The organism is Pseudoxanthomonas sp. USHLN014, from assembly GCF_037153335.1.
GTDB lineage: Bacteria > Pseudomonadota > Gammaproteobacteria > Xanthomonadales > Xanthomonadaceae > Pseudoxanthomonas_A > Pseudoxanthomonas_A winnipegensis.
In genome coordinates this window covers 141,644-160,032 of record NZ_JBBCKO010000003.1, presented here as the reverse complement: position 1 = coordinate 160,032, position 18,389 = coordinate 141,644, and the positions used below count along the sequence as shown (strand labels likewise).

Annotated in this window: 13 protein-coding genes; 4 read left to right on the top strand and 9 right to left on the bottom strand. The window is 70.9% G+C overall.

Annotation, left to right across the window (positions count from 1 at the left end; translation table 11 throughout):
- The first annotated feature begins 71 nt into the window (after nucleotides 1-71).
- Complete coding sequence (locus WFQ05_RS07660) at nucleotides 72-848, top strand: hypothetical protein (protein ID WP_337053339.1); 777 nt, start codon at nucleotides 72-74, stop codon at nucleotides 846-848.
- A 21-nt stretch (nucleotides 849-869) separates the two neighbouring features.
- Here the strand turns inward: WFQ05_RS07660 and WFQ05_RS07655 are convergent, their stop codons facing one another.
- Entirely contained in the window at nucleotides 870-1,970 is a 1,101-nt protein-coding gene (locus WFQ05_RS07655) for a hypothetical protein (protein WP_337053337.1), read from the bottom strand.
- A 42-nt stretch (nucleotides 1,971-2,012) separates the two neighbouring features.
- A complete protein-coding gene (locus WFQ05_RS07650; protein ID WP_130520796.1) occupies nucleotides 2,013-2,930 on the bottom strand; it encodes an AEC family transporter in 918 nt (305 codons plus the stop codon).
- Nucleotides 2,931-3,093: 163 nt separating this feature from the next.
- Between WFQ05_RS07650 and WFQ05_RS07645 the strand changes: the two genes are divergently transcribed.
- Together WFQ05_RS07645 and ilvA are read left to right on the top strand one after the other, a co-directional pair.
- A complete protein-coding gene (locus WFQ05_RS07645; RefSeq protein ID WP_337053336.1) occupies nucleotides 3,094-6,807 on the top strand; it encodes an indolepyruvate ferredoxin oxidoreductase family protein in 3,714 nt (1,237 codons plus the stop codon).
- A 289-nt stretch (nucleotides 6,808-7,096) separates the two neighbouring features.
- Complete coding sequence (gene ilvA, locus WFQ05_RS07640) at nucleotides 7,097-8,641, top strand: threonine ammonia-lyase, biosynthetic (protein WP_337053335.1); 1,545 nt, start codon at nucleotides 7,097-7,099, stop codon at nucleotides 8,639-8,641.
- A gap of 467 nt (nucleotides 8,642-9,108) precedes the next feature.
- Here ilvA and WFQ05_RS07635 read toward each other — a convergent pair whose 3' ends face one another.
- Genes WFQ05_RS07635 through egtB form a run of 3 tightly spaced genes read right to left on the bottom strand, consistent with a single transcriptional unit; the run spans nucleotide 9,109 to nucleotide 11,581 of the window.
- On the bottom strand, nucleotides 9,109-9,387 hold the full coding sequence (locus WFQ05_RS07635) for a DUF3253 domain-containing protein (RefSeq protein WP_337053334.1): 279 nt from the start codon (nucleotides 9,385-9,387) through the stop codon (nucleotides 9,109-9,111).
- Nucleotides 9,384-10,370: an L-histidine N(alpha)-methyltransferase gene (gene egtD / locus WFQ05_RS07630; protein WP_337053333.1), complete on the bottom strand. Its 987-nt coding sequence runs from the start codon at nucleotides 10,368-10,370 to the stop codon at nucleotides 9,384-9,386. Before egtD ends, WFQ05_RS07635 begins: the two co-directional genes overlap by 4 nt.
- Nucleotides 10,367-11,581 (bottom strand): ergothioneine biosynthesis protein EgtB, encoded by a 1,215-nt coding sequence (gene egtB / locus WFQ05_RS07625; protein ID WP_337053560.1) that lies wholly within the window; start codon nucleotides 11,579-11,581, stop codon nucleotides 10,367-10,369. The genes egtD and egtB overlap by 4 nt, the downstream gene beginning before the upstream one ends.
- A gap of 150 nt (nucleotides 11,582-11,731) precedes the next feature.
- Between egtB and WFQ05_RS07620 the strand changes: the two genes are divergently transcribed.
- Nucleotides 11,732-12,907, top strand: coding sequence for an aminotransferase class V-fold PLP-dependent enzyme (locus tag WFQ05_RS07620; protein WP_337053332.1), 1,176 nt, complete (start codon nucleotides 11,732-11,734; stop codon nucleotides 12,905-12,907).
- Nucleotides 12,908-13,616: 709 nt separating this feature from the next.
- Here the strand turns inward: WFQ05_RS07620 and WFQ05_RS07615 are convergent.
- Genes WFQ05_RS07615 through WFQ05_RS07600 form a run of 4 tightly spaced genes read right to left on the bottom strand, consistent with a single transcriptional unit; the run spans nucleotide 13,617 to nucleotide 18,285 of the window.
- Nucleotides 13,617-15,080 carry a glycine betaine ABC transporter substrate-binding protein gene (locus tag WFQ05_RS07615; protein ID WP_337053558.1) on the bottom strand — a complete coding sequence of 488 codons (1,464 nt, stop codon included), beginning with the start codon at nucleotides 15,078-15,080 and terminating at the stop codon, nucleotides 13,617-13,619.
- Nucleotides 15,081-15,091: 11 nt separating this feature from the next.
- A complete protein-coding gene (locus WFQ05_RS07610) occupies nucleotides 15,092-15,835 on the bottom strand; it encodes an ATP-binding cassette domain-containing protein (protein ID WP_337053331.1) in 744 nt (247 codons plus the stop codon).
- A 45-nt stretch (nucleotides 15,836-15,880) separates the two neighbouring features.
- On the bottom strand, nucleotides 15,881-17,017 hold the full coding sequence (locus WFQ05_RS07605; protein WP_337053330.1) for an acyltransferase: 1,137 nt from the start codon (nucleotides 17,015-17,017) through the stop codon (nucleotides 15,881-15,883).
- Nucleotides 17,014-18,285, bottom strand: coding sequence for a lytic murein transglycosylase (locus WFQ05_RS07600; RefSeq protein ID WP_337053329.1), 1,272 nt, complete (start codon nucleotides 18,283-18,285; stop codon nucleotides 17,014-17,016). Before WFQ05_RS07600 ends, WFQ05_RS07605 begins: the two co-directional genes overlap by 4 nt.
- Between the last annotated feature and the right edge of the window lie 104 nt (nucleotides 18,286-18,389).

Below are 18,389 nucleotides of genomic sequence, written 5' to 3'. Positions count from 1 at the left end.
GCTTGTCGCAAGGGCCGCGCTGCCGTAGGCTCAGGGGTCTCACGGATCCCGACGGAACGGCCCCGTAGTCCATGGAACACTCCCTTCCCCACCCCCAGACCTGCGAGGAGGCCACGCCCTCGCAGGTGGCCGCCGAGCTGATCGCGCGGCATCAGCAGGCCGACGGCCGCGTCGCCGTGCTCGATCTGGCGCGCCAAGTGCCCGCCACCGCGCGCGCCAGCCACATCGAAGTGCAGGTGCTGGCGCAGGAAGTCGCCGTGCGCCTGCCCATCCCCGTCGCGCGCAAGCTGCTGTCCGGCTTCCCGCCCTTCAGCCTGGTTCCGCGCGCGCCGTGGCAGCGCAAGAGCCTGCTGTACCGCGCGCTGGACGCGCTGGCGCCACTGCGCTGGGTGCGCTATCGGCTGGGCCGCTCGCGCTATGCCTGGGTGCGCCAGCGCGCGGCGCATCGCCAGGGCCTGGAGGCGTTCACCGTGGTCGAACGCGCCACCGACGCGGCCGTGGCCCGCTTCGCGCGCGTGGTCGACCTGCATTGCTTCGCCGACCTGTTCGCCCGCGACGGCGATTTCCGCGACACGGTGGTCGCGCTGGTGTGCGAGCACGCCGCGCCCGAGCTGCGCGATCCCTCCGGGGCCGAGCAGCGCCTGAACATGGCCGCCCTGCTCGACCTGACCGCCTGGCATCAGGGACAGCGCGGCGACGCCGCCACCCAACTGGGCGCCGAACTGGTGATGCTGGCCATCCCGGCCTCGGTGTTCGAGCGCGTCACGGCGGCGATCCGCCAGTGCATGTCCCAGCGCACGCCGGTCGTCCCGGCGGAGGCGCCGCCCCAGGAGATGGCGGCCGCCTGAAGGCCGGCGGCGTGGGGGGCGCTACTGCGCCCCCGCCGCTGTCGCCCTGGTCGAGGTCCAGCCCGCGGGCGGGGTGAGTGGCCGGTGGTTGGCTTCCAGCAGGCGCTGCAAGGCGATGATCTCGCCGTCGCGCAGCTCCCAGTCGAGATAGGTATCCATCGGGACCTCGCCCGTCGACGATGACCGGAGGCGGGACGCTTCGGCCAGGAGCCATTGCAGCTGTCGCCGCTCCTCGCGCCAGCGCAGTTCCTGCGGGGTGTCCGCCGTCAGGCGCGTCATCAGGGCGATGCCGAGCATGCGGCTGATCAGGTCGCTGCCATCCCGCGCCATCAGCGCGAACACCGATTTGCAGTCGTCCCAGCGTTCGCGGTCGTCGTGGGTGTGCGTTTCATCGCAGTAGCGGGTGACCACGCCCAGACTGGGGATCGGCCGCGTCGCCAGCATGGTCAGCACGTTGAACCTGGGCCAGTCCGCCAGCTGAGGGCTATCGGGTAGACCGTTCTGCGCCGCGAGCGCCTGGCGCAGCGATGCATCCATCGGCGGCACGGGCAGGCCGGAGACCGCGTCGGCCAACAGACCCCCAAACTCGATCTCCATAGCGTCGTAGCGCGTCGCCTGCGTGGCCGCGCGCCAGGCCTTGGCCGCTGCCTTGGCATCGCCGCGCTGCTGGGCCTCGATGAAGGCGAGCAGCTGCACGAACAGGTTGTCGCCTTCCTCGCGCTGCAGGAACGCCAGCGCGCCGGCCGCGTCGCATTGCACGTTGGCCCCGGGGCATCCCATCGCCTCGAAGCGTGCGACCTGCGCATCGCGCGGCCGCGCGTCGAGCGCGGCCTGCATCCAGACACCGGGCTCGTCGATCCCGGCGGCAGGCGGCTTGTCCGTGCCTTGCCGTGCGTCGGCCTCGTCGCGTGGCCACAGCACGGCGGCGGCATAGAGATCGCGCGCCTGGCCGCTGGAAGCCACGCCGCGCAGGTGCAGCTGCAGGGCCTGGTCGTACTGCGCCTGCCAGGCCTTGAAGCGCTGCTCGAAAGCGGTCTGGTCGACCGCGGCCTGCGCCTGCGCACGGACCGGGAGCACCTGAAAGGCCAGCAGCAGAACGGCGGCGAAAGCAAAGCGGCGCATGTCGGTTCGTCCCTGAAAACCCGACCTCGAGGATGACACGTCTCAAGGCGCCAGGTGCGGCAACAGCCAGGCCAGCAGGGGCAGCGTGGCCAGCGACAGCACGATGGAGTAACCGGTCAACGCCGCGCACAGGCGCGGGGCCAGGTTGTGCGAGATGGCCAGCGCGGCGGCGGTGATCATGGTCGGCATGGCCGACTCGAGCACGTTGACCTGGAACAGCTGGCCACGCAGACCGAAGGCGTAGGACAGTGGAATGGCCAGCGCCGGCATCACCAGCAGGCGCAGCGCCAGGCCCACGGCCAGCGGCTTGAGTTCATGGCGCGGCAGCCGCAGCTGGATCGACAGGCCGACCGAGAGCATCACCAGCGGCAGCATCGCATCGGCCAGGCGCTGCAGGCCGCTGGCGATCCAGGCCGGCGGCGCGGCGGGCATCAGCGTGACGGCGAACACCAGCGCCCACAGCGGCGGGAACTTCACCACCCGCAGGACGAGCTGCCTGGCCCCCGGCGGCGTCTCGCCCGAGTAGCGCGCCAGGATCACGATGCCTAGCGTGGACAGCATCAGGAAGGTGCCGAACTGGTCGTACACCACCGCATAGGGCAGCGCATGGTCGCCCAGCAGCGCCCGCACCATCGGATAGCCGATGAAGCTGGAATTGGAGAAGCCCACGCAGATCAGCAGCGCGGCCTGTTCGCTGCGCGCCAGCTTCAAGGCGCGTCCGGCGATGGCGACCAGCCCGTACACCGCGCCCATCAGGATCCACGGCGTCAGCATCAGGCCCAGCAGCGAAGGATCCAGGTGCAGGCGCGGCACGAAGGTCAGCACCGCCGCCGGCAGGCAGACGTAGAGCACCACCAGATTGAGCACATGCGCCGCCCCTTCCGGGAACAGGCGCAGCCGCGCGAACAGCAGCCCCAGGGCCAGCATGGCCAGGATCAGGGCGAAGGCATCGAAGGCCATGCGTTTCCTTGCGCGGACAGGCGCGAGAGCGTGGATCGGGCGCATTGTCGCAACGCGCCTGCCGCAACGCCAAATGAGGCCGGCACCGAGGCGGTTGTAGACTGCCGCCGCGCCAGGGCCTACAGGTCCGTGCACGCCACGCCGCTTTCCACCGGGCCAGCCCATGACCAGCACCGCAGAACTCACCTCGCCCTCGTCCGCCGACACGCCGGCGCTGGCCACGCTGGATACCGACTACACCCTGGAGCACAAGTACACGCGCACCGACGGGCGCATCTACCTGTCCGGCGTGCAGGCGCTGGTGCGGCTGCCGCTGATGCAGCGCCTGCGCGACGATGCCGCCGGCCTGAACACCGCCGGCTTCGTCAGCGGCTATCGCGGCAGCCCGCTGGGCGGCTTCGACCTGGAGCTGTGGCGCGCGCGCCGGCACCTGGACGCGGCCAAGGTGAAGTTCCAGCCCGGCCTCAACGAGGACCTGGCCGCCACCATGCTGTGGGGCACGCAACAGACCACGCTGTTCCCGGGCGCCACCGTCGCGGGCGTGTACGGCATGTGGTACGGCAAGGGCCCGGGTGTGGACCGCAGCGGCGATGTGTTCAAGCACGCCAACGCGGCGGGCACCTCGCCGCTGGGCGGCGTGCTGGCGCTGGCCGCCGACGACCACGCCTGCCGCAGCTCGACCCTGCCGCACGGCAGCGAGGAGGAATTCGTCAGCGCGATGATGCCGGTGCTCAACCCGGCCGGCGTGCAGGACATCCTCGACCTGGGCCTGGTCGGCTGGGCGATGAGCCGCTACACCGGGCGCTGGATCGGCTTCAAGACCATCGCCGAGACCGTGGAGTCCTCGGCCTCGGTGGACGTGGATCCGTTCGCGCGGCGGATCGTGCTGCCGGAGGACTTCACCATGCCGGCCGGCGGCCTGAGCATCCGCTGGCCCGATCCGCCGCTGGACCAGGAGATGCGCCTGCATCGCTACGCGGTGGCCGCCGCGCAGGCCTTCGCCCGCGCCAACCAGGTCGACCGGGTGGTGCTGGATTCGCCGCGCGCGCGGCTGGGCATCGTCACCACCGGCAAGAGCTACCTGGACGTGCTGCAGGCGCTGGAGTACCTGGGCCTGGACGAGGCGGCCTGCCGCGACATCGGCATCCGCGTCTACAAGGTCGGCATGAGCTGGCCGCTGGAGCCGGTGGGCATCACCGCCTTCGCGCGCGGGCTGGAGGACATCGTCGTGGTGGAGGAGAAGAAGGCCTTCATCGAGCGGCAGATGAAGGAGCTGTTCTACAACTGGCCGGCCAGCGCCGGCGCGCGGCCCAGCATCGTCGGCAAGTACGACGAGGCCGGCGCCTGGATCCTGCCCTCCACCGGCGAGCTGACCCCGGCCACCATCGCCGGCGTGATCGGCGCGCGCATCCTGCGCTTCGCCAGAACCGAATCGATCGAGCAGCGCCTGCGCTGGATGGAGGCCAAGGAAGCCGAGATGGCCCTGCCGCGCGCCAGCTTCCCGCGCGTGCCGCACTACTGCAGCGGCTGCCCGCACAACACCTCCACCGTCGTGCCCGAGGGCGCGCGCGCGATGGGCGGCATCGGCTGCCACTACATGGTCACCTGGATGGACCGCAGCACCGACACCTTCACCCACATGGGCGGCGAAGGCGTGACCTGGTCGGGGCAGGCGCCGTTCACCGCGACCGAGCATGTGTTCCAGAACCTGGGCGACGGCACCTATTTCCACAGCGGCTCGCTGGCCATCCGCCAGTCGATCGCCACCGGCGTCAACATCACCTACAAGATCCTCTACAACGACGCGGTCGCCATGACCGGCGGCCAGCCTGTCGATGGCCCGCTGAGCGTGCCGGACATCGCCGCGCAGATGCGCGCCGAGGGCGTGCAGACCCTGGTGCTGGTGTCCGACGAGATCGCCAAGTGGTCGCGGCGTCGCGACCTGTTCCCGCCGGACACCGAATTCCACGACCGCGCCGAGCTGGACAGCGTGCAGGAGCGCCTGCGCCAGGTGCGCGGCGTGTCGGTGCTGATCTATGAGCAGACCTGCGCCACCGAGAAGCGCCGCCGCCGCAAGCGCGGCAAGCTCGTCGATCCGCCCAAGCGGGTGATGATCAACTCGCTGGTGTGCGAGGGCTGCGGCGACTGCGGGCAGAAGAGCTTCTGCGTGTCGGTGCTGCCCAAGGAGACCGAGTTCGGCCGCAAGCGCACCATCGACCAGTCCAACTGCAACAAGGACTACTCCTGCGTGTCGGGCTTCTGCCCCAGCTTCGTCACCGTGCACGGCGGCCGGCCGCGCAAGGGCCAGCGCAGCGACGCCTCCGCGCTGCTCGAGGCGCTGCCGGCGCCGGCGTTCAAGTCCGACCTGGGCGAGCCCTGGAACATCCTGATCACCGGCGTCGGCGGCACCGGCGTGGTGACCATCGGCGCGCTGCTGGGCATGGCCGGGCACCTGGAAGGCAAGGGCGCCAGCGTGCTCGACCAGACCGGGCTGGCGCAGAAGGGCGGTGCGGTCACCACCCACGTGCGCCTGGCGCGCGCGCCGCAGGCCCTGCACGCCGTGCGCATCGCCGCCGGCGAGGCCGACCTGGTGCTGGGCTGCGACATGGTGGTGGTCAACGACTACTGGGTGCTGTCCAAGGTGCGCGGCGAGCGCGCGCAGGTGGTGCTCAACACCTACGAGGCCATGCCCGGCACCTTCACCACGCATCCGGACATGCAGTTCCCCGCGGCCGAGATCATCGCCGGGGTCAACGTCGCCCTGGGCGGCCGCGACCCGCTGCTGCTCGATGCCACCCAGCTGGCCACCGCGCTGCTGGGCGATGCCATCGCCACCAATCTGTTCATGCTGGGCTATGCCTGGCAGCAGGGGCTGGTGCCGATCGCGTTCGAGGCGCTGATGCGCGCCATCGAGCTCAACGGCGCGGCCATCGAGATGAACAAGACCGCCTTCGCCTGGGGGCGCCTGGCCGCGGTCGATCTGCCCGCCGTGCAGCAGGCCGCCGGCCTGGTGCGCAACACCGAGACCCGCGAGGAGCGCGTGCCGCGCAACCTGCGCGTGCTGCCGCCGGGCGACTGGGAGGGCACCGAGTGGGGCGCCACCAGCGCGCCGCGCAATCCCGACAACGCGCGCAGCGTGCGCGGCCTGCCCGACACGGCCGCGGCCACGGCCGACGGCGTGGTGCTGCTGCCGCTGGACGACGCACGCCTGTCGCGCACGCTGGACGAGGCCATCGCGCGCCGCAGCGCCTTCCTCATCGACTACCAGGACGCCGCCTACGCGGCGCGCTATACCGACTTCGTCGCCCGGGTGCGCGAGGCCGAGAGCGCCCGGGCGCCCGGCTCGACGGCGCTGACCGAGGCGGTGGCGCGCTATCTGTTCAAGCTGATGGCCTACAAGGACGAGTACGAGGTCGCGCGGCTCTATACCAGCGGGGAATTCCAGCGCCAGCTCGAACAGCAGTTCGAAGGCGACTACACCCTGCAGTTCCACCTGGCCCCGCCGCTGCTGGCCAAGCGCAACGCCAGGGGCGAGCTGGTCAAGCGCGCCTACGGGCCGTGGATGCTGCGCGCGTTCGGCGTGCTGGCCAGGCTGAAGTTCCTGCGCGGCGGCGTGTTCGACGTGTTCGGCCGCAGCGCCGAGCGGCGCACGGAGCGCCAGCTGATCGAGGACTACCGCTGCACGGTGGCCAGACTGCTGGACACGCTCGACGCCGAGCGCCTGCCGCTGGCCGTGCGCATCGCCAGCCTGCCCGAGCAGATCCGCGGCTATGGCCACATCAAGGAGCGCCACCTGCACGCGGCCCGGGCGCAAGAGGCGCAGCTGCTGGCCGAGTGGCGCAACCCGAAGGCCATCCCGATCGTGCAGGCGGCCTGAGGGTCGCCTCCTCCTGTGGAGGCTACGGTCTCCCAAACCCCTGTAGAGCGGAGCTTGTGGCAATCCCCTCTTGGGGACTCCGCTGCCCTTCGTTCGGTCGTGGGGAAGGCCCCAGCGGAGCGAGCTCCGCTCTACAGGTGCGGGCCGCCATGGCGGTATGGGCTTTACCGGTGAAGCCCCATCGCCGCCATGGCGGCTCCCACGGAAGCGAAAGATGCAGCGGCGGCCAATGCTTCCAACCGCAACCAAGCCCCAGCAAACCTAACGCGCGCTGTAGCATGGCGGCCCTATGACCGCACCGCTCAAGCCTGCCGATTACCTCAGGAAAATCCTCACCGCGCGCGTCTACGACGTGGCCGTCGAGACACCGCTGGAGCCGGCGCGCATTCTCAGCCAGCGGCTGCACAACAAGGTGCTGTTCAAGCGCGAGGACCAGCAGCCGGTCTTCAGCTTCAAGCTGCGCGGCGCCTACAACAAGATGGCGCATCTGAGCCCCGAGCAGCTGCAGCGCGGGGTGATCTGCGCCTCGGCCGGCAACCACGCCCAGGGCGTGGCGCTGGGCGCGCACCGGCTGGGCACGCGCGCGGTGATCGTGATGCCGGTGACCACGCCCCGGCTGAAGATCGACGCGGTCAAGGCGCTGGGCGGCGAGGTGGTGCTGCATGGCGACAGCTATTCGGACGCCTACACCCATGCGGTGACGCTGGAGCAGCAGCAGGGCCTGACCTTCGTGCATCCCTTCGACGACCCGGACGTGATCGCCGGCCAGGGCACCATCGCCATGGAGCTGCTGCGCCAGCATCCCGGTCCGCTGGATGCGGTGTTCGTGGCGATCGGCGGCGGCGGGCTGATCTCCGGCGTGGCCAACTACATCAAGGCGCTGCGCCCGGAGATCAAGGTGATCGGCGTGCAGATGGCCGACTCCGACGCGATGGTCCGCTCGGTCAAGGCGCGCAAGCGCGTGGCGCTGACCGAGGTCGGCCTGTTCGCCGACGGCACGGCGGTCAAGCAGGTCGGCCGCGAGACCTTCCGCATCGCCCGCGGGCTGGTGGACGCGTTCGTCGTGGTCGACACCGACGCGGTCTGCGCGGCGATCAAGGATGTCTTCGTCGACACGCGCGGCATCGTCGAGCCCTCCGGCGCGATGGCGGTGGCGGCGATCAAGCAATACGTGGCCACGCACAAGACCAAGGGCGCCACCTACGCGGCGATCCTGTGCGGGGCCAACATGAACTTCGACCGCCTGCGCTTCGTCGCCGAGCGCGCCGAGGTCGGCGAGGAGCGCGAGGCGCTGTTCGCCGTCACCATCCCGGAGGAGCGCGGCAGCTTCCTGCGCTTCTGCGAACTGGTCGACCAGCTGCCGGGCGGGCCGCGCAACGTCACCGAATTCAACTACCGCATCAGCGATGCGGCGCAGGCGCATGTGTTCGTCGGCCTGACCACGCACGGCAAGGGCGAGTCGTCGAAGATCGCGGCCAATTTCCAGCGCCACGGCTTCGCCACGCTGGACCTGACCTTCGACGAGCTGGCCAAGGAACACGTGCGGCACATGGTGGGCGGGCACTCGACGCTGGCCCAGAACGAGCGGCTGCTGCGCTTCGTGTTCCCCGAGCGGCCCGGCGCGCTGCTCAAGTTCCTGACCCTGCTCAAGCCGAGCTGGAACATCAGCCTGTTCCACTACCGCAACCAGGGCGCCGATTACGCGCGCACCCTGGTCGGCCTGCAGGTGCCGGCCAAGGACAACGCCGCCTTCGCCCGCTTCCTGGACACGCTGGGCTATCCCTGCGTGGAAGAGACCGACAACCCGGTGTACCGGCTGTTCCTGCGCAAGTAGCGCTCTTGCCCCTCCCCTTTGCGCGCAGCGCAAGGGGGAGGTGAGGAGAGGATGCTGTTGCTGTTGGCACAAGCAGGAGCAACTGCAACTGCAACAGCCAACCCCACCCCCGCCCTCCCCTTCGCTTCGCGAAAGGGAGGGGGCAGAGGCTCACAAACTTGCTGCAATCAGGGGATCCCTGGGCAGCGCTGTATGCGCCGCTGCGAACACCGCTTTTGCCCCTCCCCTTTGCGCGCAGCGCAAGGGGGAGGCTGGGAGGGGGTGCTTTTGCTGTTGGCACAAGCACGAGCAAAAGCAACTGCAACAACTAACCCCTCCCCCGCCCTCCCCTTCGCTTCGCGAAAGGGAGGGAGCAAAGGCCTGCGCCTCGCGCTCGGCCAGCAGCAGGATCTTCGCTTCGACACACGCCGGTGCGTCAGGCTTAGTCAGAGCGGCTCGAGCAGGCGCACGCCGCGCGAGGCCAGCGCCTAGGGCGTGTCGAAGCGTTCGCCGCGGCGCAGGCGCACGGGGCCCTTGGCGTCCTCGATCCGCACGCGGCGATGCCGCTGGGTGACCTCGATCCGCTGCACCTGCGCCAGGTGCGCGGCCGCCTGGCGCACCGCCGGCATCAGCGCGCGCCAGGCGGCCTCGCCATCGCCCAGGGCGCGCGCGACTTCGGACGGGCAGATCGAGGCCTGCGTCTCGCGCTCGGCCAGCAGCCGCAGGATGGTCGCTTCGACGCACGCTGGTGCGTCGGGTGCGGTCACAGCGGCTGCAGCAGGCGCAGGCCGAACCAGTCGCGGGCGTCGTTCCAGCCGTGGGTCACCTTCAGCCCCGCGCGCGCGGCCAGCTGGGCGAAGCGCGCATCGGTGTACTTGTGGCTGTACTCGACCTGCATGGCCTCGCCTTGCGCGAAGTCGAACTGTCGCCCGCCCACATGCACGGTCTGCGCACGCTGGCTGACCAGGAAGGTCTCGATGCGCAGCCGCTCGCGCACGTAGACGGCGCGATGGGCGAACGCGTCCAGGTCGAAATCGCTGCCGATCTCGCGGTTCAGCCGCGCCAGCAGGTTGAGGGTGAAGGCGGCCGTGATCCCGGCGGCATCGTTGTAGGCGGCCTCGATCAGCGCCGGATCCTTGTCCAGGTCGATGCCGACCAGGGCGCAGCCGCCCGGCCCCATCGTCTGGCGCATCCCGTCCAGCAAGGCCTGCGCGGCCTCGTCGGTGAAGTTGCCCAGGGTCGAGCCGGGGAAGAACATCACCGTGCGCTGCGCCGGTCGCGCGCTCGGCGGCAGGTCCAGCGGCCGGGTGAAGTCCGCGCACACCGGCAGCATCTCGATCGCGGGGAAGTGCTCGGACAGGCGCGCGGTGGCCTGCACCACCGCCGTGCGCGAAATCTCCACCGGCGTGTAGGCCACTGGGGCGCGCAGGTGTTCGAGCAGCAGCTCGGTCTTGCGGCCGCTGCCGCTGCCGTACTCGACCACGTGCGCGCCCGGGCCGATGGCCTGGGCGATGGAAGGCAGGCGCTGCTCCAGCAGGGCCAGCTCGGTGCGGGTCAGGTAGTACTCGGGCAGATGCGTGATCGCCTCGAACAGGCGCGAGCCCTCCGCATCGTAGAAGTACTTGGACGGCAGTGTCTTGGGATCGCGCGACAGGCCCTCCAGCGCATCGGCGGTGATGTCGTCGGGCTTGGGGCGCAGGTCGGTCAGCGCGTCACGGGCGCGGGTCATGGCGCAGGCGGCAGCGTTCAAGGCAGGTCCTTGGCAAGGCGCATGCCGGCGTACTGCCAGCGCGCGTCGGAGGGGAAGAAATTGCGGTAACTGGCGCGGATATGCGTGCGCGAGGTGGCGCAGCTGCCGCCGCGCAACACCCATTGGGCATTCATGAACTTGCCGTTGTATTCGCCCAGCGAGCCGGGCCAGGGCGCGAAGCCGGGATACGGCAGATAGGCGCTGCTGGTCCATTCCCACACATCGCCGAACAGCTGCGACAGGCCGGTGTCGGTGCCGGGCTGCGAGCGCGGGTGGAACAGGCCGTCCTCGACGAAATGGCCTTCGGCCGGCACGCCGGTGGCGGCCAGTTCCCACTCAGCCTCGGTCGGCAGGCGCGCGCCGGCCCAGCGCGCGAAGGCGTCGGCCTCGAACAGGCTCAGGCCGCTAACCGGCGCATCCGGATCGCGCTCACGCCAGCCGCCCAGGGTGAACTCGCGCGCGCCGTCCTCGTGCCAGTACAGCGGACGCTGCCAGTCGCGGCCGCGCACCGTCGCCCAGCCGTCGCTGAGCCAGTGCGCCGGCGTGCGATAGCCACCGTCGTCGACGAAGGCGGCGAACTCGGCATTGCTCACCGGCCGGCTGGCCAGGGCGTGCGCCGCCACCAGCGTGCGGTGACGCGGCGATTCGTTGTCGTAGGCAAAGTCCTGCGCCTGCGGCCAGGGCGCCGCGCCGATCTGGGCGATCTGTTCCTCGCGCGCGCACCAGCGCAGCGGCGCGCCTGCGGCGCGCGGCGCGGGCAGATCCTCGCGATAGGCCGGCTGCAGCGGGTTGCTCCACAGCGCGTGGCGGATGTCGGTCAGCAGCAGCTCCTGGTGCTGCTGTTCGTGCTGGATGCCGAGCTGCACGATGTCCAGCGCCCGATCGTCCAACGCCCGCGCCTGCAGCCGCGCGCACAGCGCCTCCTCGACCGCCGCGCGATAGGCGCGCACCTGCGCCAGCGTCGGCCGCGACAGCATCCCGCGGCGCGGGCGCGCATGCATCGGCCCGACGCTGTTGTAGTAGCTGTTGAACAGGTAGTCCCAGGCCGGGTCGAAGGCGCGATAGCCCGCGTCGGTGCCCAGCACGAAGCGTTCGAAGAACCAGGTCGTATGCGCCAGATGCCACTTGGCCGGACTGGCGTCGTCCATGCTCTGCACCATCGCGTCCTCGGCACTGAGCGGCGCGGCCAGCCGGGCGGTGAGGGCGCGCATGGTCTGGAACGCGGACAGCAGCGTCTGCGACCGCGCGTCGCGGTCGCGATGCGCCTGGCGGGGTGGGAGGGCATGCATGGGCCCATGCTAGGGGGCGGCGGTGAACGCCCTGTTATGCCCACCTGCGTCCTGTGCAGCTAGGCTGCACACATGCGCGATACGCCGACGTTCCCCGCCCCTGTCCCGTGGCCGCAGCGCCAGCGTGCCTTCGCCACGCCGACCGACGCCGTCTACCTGGACGCGGCCTCCAAGGGCGCACGGCTGCGCCACGTGCTGGACGGCGCGCACGCCATGCTGGAGGCCGAGGCCGCGCCGTGGTGGCTGCCGCACGCCGACTGGATGCGGCGCATCGAGGACGCGCGCGCGCTGGCCGCGCAGGTGCTGTTCGACGGCGATGTCGAGGGCCTGGCGATGGTGCCGTCGGCCGCGCACGGCCTGGCCACCGCCGCCGCCAACCTGCCGCTGCGGCGCGGCCAGACGGTGCTGGTGCTGGAAGGCCAGTTCCCGTCCAACCTGCTCGCCTGGCAGCAGCGCTGCGCGCAGGCCGGCGCGCACGTGGTCGGCGCCGTGCCGCGCGCGGACGAGACGCTCACCGAGGCGGTGCTGCGCACCATCGACCACACGCCCGAGCTGGCCATCGCCACCCTGCCGCATTGCTACTGGCACGACGGCCGCCTGCTCGATCTCGACGCCATCGCCGACGCCGTGCACGCGCGCGGCGCGGCCCTGGTGCTGGACCTCAGCCAGAGCCTGGGCGTGCTGCCGTTGCAGCTGGCGCGCTGGCGGCCGGACTTCGTGGTGGCGGTGGGCTACAAGTGGCTGCTGGGCACGATGGGCCTGACCTGGCTGTGGGCCAGCCCGCGCTGGCGCGACGAAGGCGTGCCGCTGGAGCAGCACTGGGTCGCGCGCGATGCGGGGGCGGACTGGGTGTTCCCGCTCGACACGCCGCCGCCCTACCTGCCGGGCGCACGCCGCTTCGACGCCGGTGGCATCGCCGATCCGCTGCGCCTGCTCCTGACCCACGGCGGCCTGGCCCAGCTGCAGGCCTGGCAGCCGGCCCGCATCGCCGTAGCGCTGGGCGAGGTCACCTCCGCGCTGGATGCGGCCCTGGACGCGCGTGGGCTGTCGGCGTGGAAGACGCCGGGGCATGCGCCGCATATCGCGGGGTTGCGGGTGCCGGCCGAGCGGTTGGACGCGGTGGCGGGGGCGTTCGCGCGGCGGGGGGTGATCTGTTCGCGGCGGCAGGGCTGTTTGCGGTTGGCGCCGTACTTGATGGTGACTGCGGAGCATGTGGAGGAAGTGGTCGAGATCGCAGCAAACGCCTAGCACCGTTGCCGTTGCTGTTGCTGTTGCTGTTGCTGTTGCTGTTGCTGTTGCTGTTGCTGTTGCTCGAGAGCTTCTGCTTTTGCTGTTGCTTTACCTGTCTGAGCCGTAAAGCACGCCGAGCACCGCAGCGAAGCAGGGCCGAAGAGGCGCCCTGTTTGAGCGAAGCGAGTTTGGGCGCCGTGCCCTGCTTCGCGAGGAGCGCAGGGGACCGACGCGCAGCGTCGGCGTGCGTCCCGGCGAGAAGCGGTTTTGCTTCCTTTTGACAAGACAAAAGGAAGTCGCGCCGCAGGCGCGAAAGCTTTGCACTTGGCGCGCCGCAGGCGCGTTGCCTTAGTCCCTACCAGAGCCGACGCCGGTTCGCTGGCCAAACTTGCATTTAATTTGCAAGCAAAACTTGAGTGCCATGCAGGTGCTTCTTAAAAGCAAAGCTAAAGCAAAGCTTTCGCACGGCTTCGCCGCGCGAGCTACTTTTGTCTTGTCAAAAGTAGCCAAAACCGCTTCTCGCCGGGACGCGAGCCGCCGCTGCGCGGCGGTCCCCTGCGCTTCTCGGAAGACGAGGCACGGCGCCCAAACTCGCTTCGCTCAAACAGGGCGCCTCTTCGGCCTCGCCTTCCTGCGATGCTCGGCTCGCTTTACGGCTCAGACAGGTAAAGCAACAGCAAAAGCAGAAGCTCTCGAGCAACAGCAACGGCAACAGCAACAGCAACAGCTATGACCGCGCTGTGAGCCTCAGGCCCTTGGGCGTCATGACCCGCTCGAAGAGCTCGAACCCCCCCTGCACCAGCAACGCCAGCACCGCCGCCGGCACCGCCCCCTCCAGAATCATCCCCAGATTGTCCAGCCGGATCCCGGTCAGGATCGGCTGACCATAGCCGCCGGCGCCGATCAGGGCCCCCAGCGTCGCCGTGCCGACATTGATCACCGCGGCGGTCTTCACCCCCGCCAGGATCGTGCGCAGCGCCAGCGGCAGCTCCACCCGCCACAGGCGCGTGCGCGGCGGCAGACCCAGGGCCGCGGCGGTCTCGCGCAGGTCGCGCGGGATGCCGGTCAGGCCGGCGTGCGTGTTGCGCACGATCGGCAACAGCGAGTACAGGAACAGGGCCGCGATCGCCGGCTTCGCGCCGATGCCGAACAGCGGGATCATGAAGACGAACACCGCCAGCGACGGCAACGTCTGCAGCACGCCGGTCAGCGACAGCACGACCTGACCCAGGCGCGGGCGGCGCGCGGCCAGCACGCCCAGCGGCAGCGCGACCAGCAGCGCGCAGCCGAGCGAGACGCCGACCAGGGCGAGGTGTTCGCCGGTGCGCTGGGCGATGCGCGCGGCGCGGCCGCTGCCCTGCGGCGCATCGACACCGACGAACGCGGCGGCCACCTGCGCCTCGCTGCGATGCTCCAGCTTGACCTGCGCGTTGAGCCGGCGCATGTCCGCCACGTCGATGCGTCCCTCTAGCGAGCGCAGCACCTGCACGAAGGCCGGCGCGCTGCGCTCCAGCTCCAGCCGATACAGGAACACCGCCTGGTAATCGGGGAAGTAATGGCAGTCGTCGTCCAGCACCACCAGGTCGTAATACGGAATCTCCGCATCGGTGCTGTACAGGTCGGTCACATCGATCGCCCCACTCTGCAGCGCGCGATAGGCCAGGTCGTGGTCCAAGCCATTGGCCTGCTGCGGCAGCCCGTAGGCGGCGCGCACGCCGGGCCAGCCGTCGGCGCGCTGCAGGAACTCGTTGCTCAGGCCCAGCCTGAGTTCGGGATGCCGCGCCAGATCGCCCAGCGTGCGGATGCCCAGCGCCTGGGCGCGCGCCTTGCGCATGCCCAGGGCATAGGTGTTCTGGAAGCCGAGCGAGCGCGTCATGCCCAGCCCCTGCTGCGCCAGCGCGGCGGCCAGCTGCGCCTCGGTGGCGTCGGGCTGCTGCAGCAGTTCCTGGCGCAGCGTGCCGGTGTATTCGGCGTAGGCGTCGATGTCGCCCTCCTGCAGCGCGCGCCAGAGGATGCGCGTGCCGCCGAGCTGGCGCTTGTGCGCCACCTCCACGCCGTCCTTGCGCGCCTGCGCCACGGCGATCTCGGCCAGGATCACACCTTCGGTGAAGTTCTTCGAGCCGACGGTGACCTGCCCGGCCATCGCCGGGGACAGCAGACACAGCAGCACGCAGACCAGCCAGGCGCGCATCGACGCGCGCCTCATGCGGCATCCTCCAGCGTGCGCTGGGCGGTCATGAAGCGGGTGACGAAGTCCTCGGCCGGGCGGTCCAGCAAGGTCCGGGCGCTGCCCTGCTGGACGATGCGCCCGGCCCGCATCAGCACCAGGGTGTCGGCCAGGTAGGCCGCCTCGGCCACGTCGTGGGTCACCAGCACCACGGTCTTGCCCAGCTGCGCGATCAGGGCGCGTATCTGGGTCTGCAGCTCGTGGCGCACGATGGGGTCGAGCGCGCCGAGCGGCTCGTCCAGCAGCAGCACCGGCGGATCGAGCATCAACGCGCGCACCAGCCCCATGCGCTGGCGCTGGCCGCCGGAGAGCTCGGCCGGATAGCGCGCCAGCAGCGCGGGCGGCAGCTGGCAGACCTCGGCCAGCTCGGCCAGGCGCGCCTCGATGCGCTCACGCGGCCAGCCCAGCGCACGCGCCAGCAGCGCGGCGTTGTCGCGCGCGCTCAGATGCGGGAACAGGCCGCCTTCCTGGATCACGTAGCCGATGCGCCGGCGCTGCGCCAGCAGCGTCTTGCGCTGCAGCGGCGCGCCCTCGAAGCGCACCTGCCCGCTGTCGGGCCATTCCAGCCCGATCAGCATGCGCAGCACGCTGGACTTGCCCGCGCCGCTGGGCCCGATCAGGGCGGTGGTGCGACCCTGTTGGATCTCGAGGTCGACGTCATCGAGCGCGACGGTGTGGCCGTAGCGGCGCGTGACCCGCTGCAGGGAAAAGATCGCCATGGCCCGATGCTGGCATACCGCGCTGGGCCATGTCGCGAAGGGCGCTCAGGCCGCATCGGCGGCGGGCGCGGGCGGCGCACGCAACCAGCGCCGCTTGAGCCAGCGCTCGGCCGGCAGCGTCCACAGCCGCGCGAACGCCCAGGCCAGCAGCCAGCACAGCGGCAACAGCGCCAGATACCACCACGCACCCAGACGCACCTGGCCGCCACTGGCGCGATACAGCCCGACCAGCGCGAACACGACGAACATGTGCGTCAGATAGAGCTCGTAGCTGAGCCGGCCCCAGGCCCGCAGCCACGCCAGCGCGCGCAGCGGCGCATGGGCCGGCATCGCATGCAGGCCGACCAGCAGCGCGCCCGCGCCGCAGACCAGCACCAGCATGGCGCCGTTGCCCAGCGAGCGCCACAGCTCGCCGCCGCACAGCAGCACCGCCGCCAGCGCGACCACGCCGAGCACGCGCAGGCCGCGCGCGGTGGAAGCCGGCACCGGCCAACGGGTCACCGCCAGGGCCGCCAGCACGCCGACGGCGATGGCGGAGAAGCCCGGCAGGTAGGCCTTCTCCTGCCAGATCTCGTTGTCGACGATCGCCGCGCGGGTCAGCGGCAGCGACAGCGCCAGCAGCACAAGGGCCGGCACCAGCAGCGCGCGCCGGCGCAGCAGCAGACACACCAGCGGGAAGGCGAGATAGAACGCTTCCTCGATCGACAGCGACCACAGCACGTCCCAGCCGCCGGGCAGCCAGCCGGTGCGGCCCTCGTACCAGTTCAGCTGCAGGCTCAGCGCCGACCACAGCGCGCCGCCGAGCGATTGCCCGGACTTGTCAATCACGAAGTTCGGCACGCCCAGGCCATGCATCAGCGCCAGTACCGCCAGGAGCAGCAGCAACGCGGGCAGGATGCGGGCCGCGCGCCGCGCATAGAACGCGCGCAGGTCGATGCGCGCCAGCGACGACCAGCGCTGCACGGCATGCAGCGTGATCAGGAAGCCGGAAATGACGAAGAACACGAACACCGCCTCGTAGCCGTTGTAGCTCAGCGCGCGCAGCAGGCGCAGCGGCAGCCAGTCGACCAGCGCGGTATCGCGCAGCGGGATGCGCAGCGCCAGGTGGTGCACGACCACCAGCAGGATCGACACGCCGCGCAGCGTGTCGATGCCGGGATTGCGCTGCGCCGGCGCGGTCAAGGCGCGCCCTGCGTGGAGGCCGGCAGCAGCACCGGCGGGCCGGCCGTGCGCAGGGCCTGCAGGATCTTCCGACCAGCGCGGCCATCGACCGGCGCCAGGCCCATCGCCTGCTGTTCGCTGGCGATGGCGCGGCGGGTCTGCGCGCCGACCAGGCCATCGGGCGTGCCGAGGTCGTGGCCGCGCGCCAGCAGCAGCAGCTGCAATTCCTTGCGCTGCGCGCGGTCCAGCGGCGGATCGTCGGTGGGCCAGGAGGCGATCAGCGGGCCGCCGCCGCGCAGGCGGTCGGACAGCAGGGCGATGGCCAGCGCATAGCTCTCGGCGGCGTTGTAGCTGTAGATCGCATCGAAGTTGCGGAACACCAGGAACGCCGGCCCGGCCACGCCGGCCGGCAGCAGCAGCGCGGCCGGCGTGTCGTCGGCCGCGATCGCGCCGCCGTCGGCGCGGGTGATGCCCGCGGCGACCCACTCGCGCAGCGGGCGCTTGGCCTTGCGCCCCGCGCGGGACGCGTCCCAGCCCGCCGGCACGCGCACCTCGAAGCCCCAGGGCTGGCCGGTCTGCCAGCCGGCGCGCTTGAGATAGTTGGCCGTGGACGCCAGCGCGTCGGGCACGCTGTGGACCAGATCGCGGCGCCCGTCGCCATCGCCGTCCACCGCGATGCGCTGGTAGGTGCTGGGCATGAACTGGGTCTGCCCGAACGCGCCGGCCCACGAGCCGGTCAGCCCATCAAGGGTCAGATCGCCCGACTGCAGCAGCGCCAGGGTCGCCAGCAGTTCGCCGCGGAAGAACTCCTGCCGCCGGCCGAAGCACGCCAGGGTGGACAGCGACACCAACAGCGGCCGCTTGCCCTGCACGCGGCCGTAGTCGCTCTCCACGCCCCAGACCGCCACCACCGTGGCCGCATCCACGCCGCTGTCCTGCGCCACGCGCGCCAGCACCTCGGCCTGCTGGGCGCGCATCGCCTGGCCATCGGCGACGCGCTGGGCGTCGACCAGCGGCGCCAGGTAGTCCCAGATCGGCGTGGAGAACTCGGGCTGGCTGTCCAGCAGCGGCAGCACGCTCATGTCCGGCACCACGCCGGCCATGAAGCGATCGAACGCGGCAGGCGCGATCCCCGTGGCGCCCGCTCGCGTGCGCGCCATGCAGCTGGCGTAGGTGGCGCGATCGGCGTCGCTGGGCGCTCCCGCATCGACGGTCGGCTGCTGCGCCTGCGCCGCCCACGCCATCGAGGCCATCGAGGCCATCAGGATTCCCGCCAGGTTGCGTCGCATGCATCCACTCCCGCGCTGCCATTGCCAGCGTCGATTGTAAGCAGCGGGCCGCTGCCGGGGCTTTGGCTGCGACGTTGCGCACGGCGCCGTGCCGACGGAGGTCT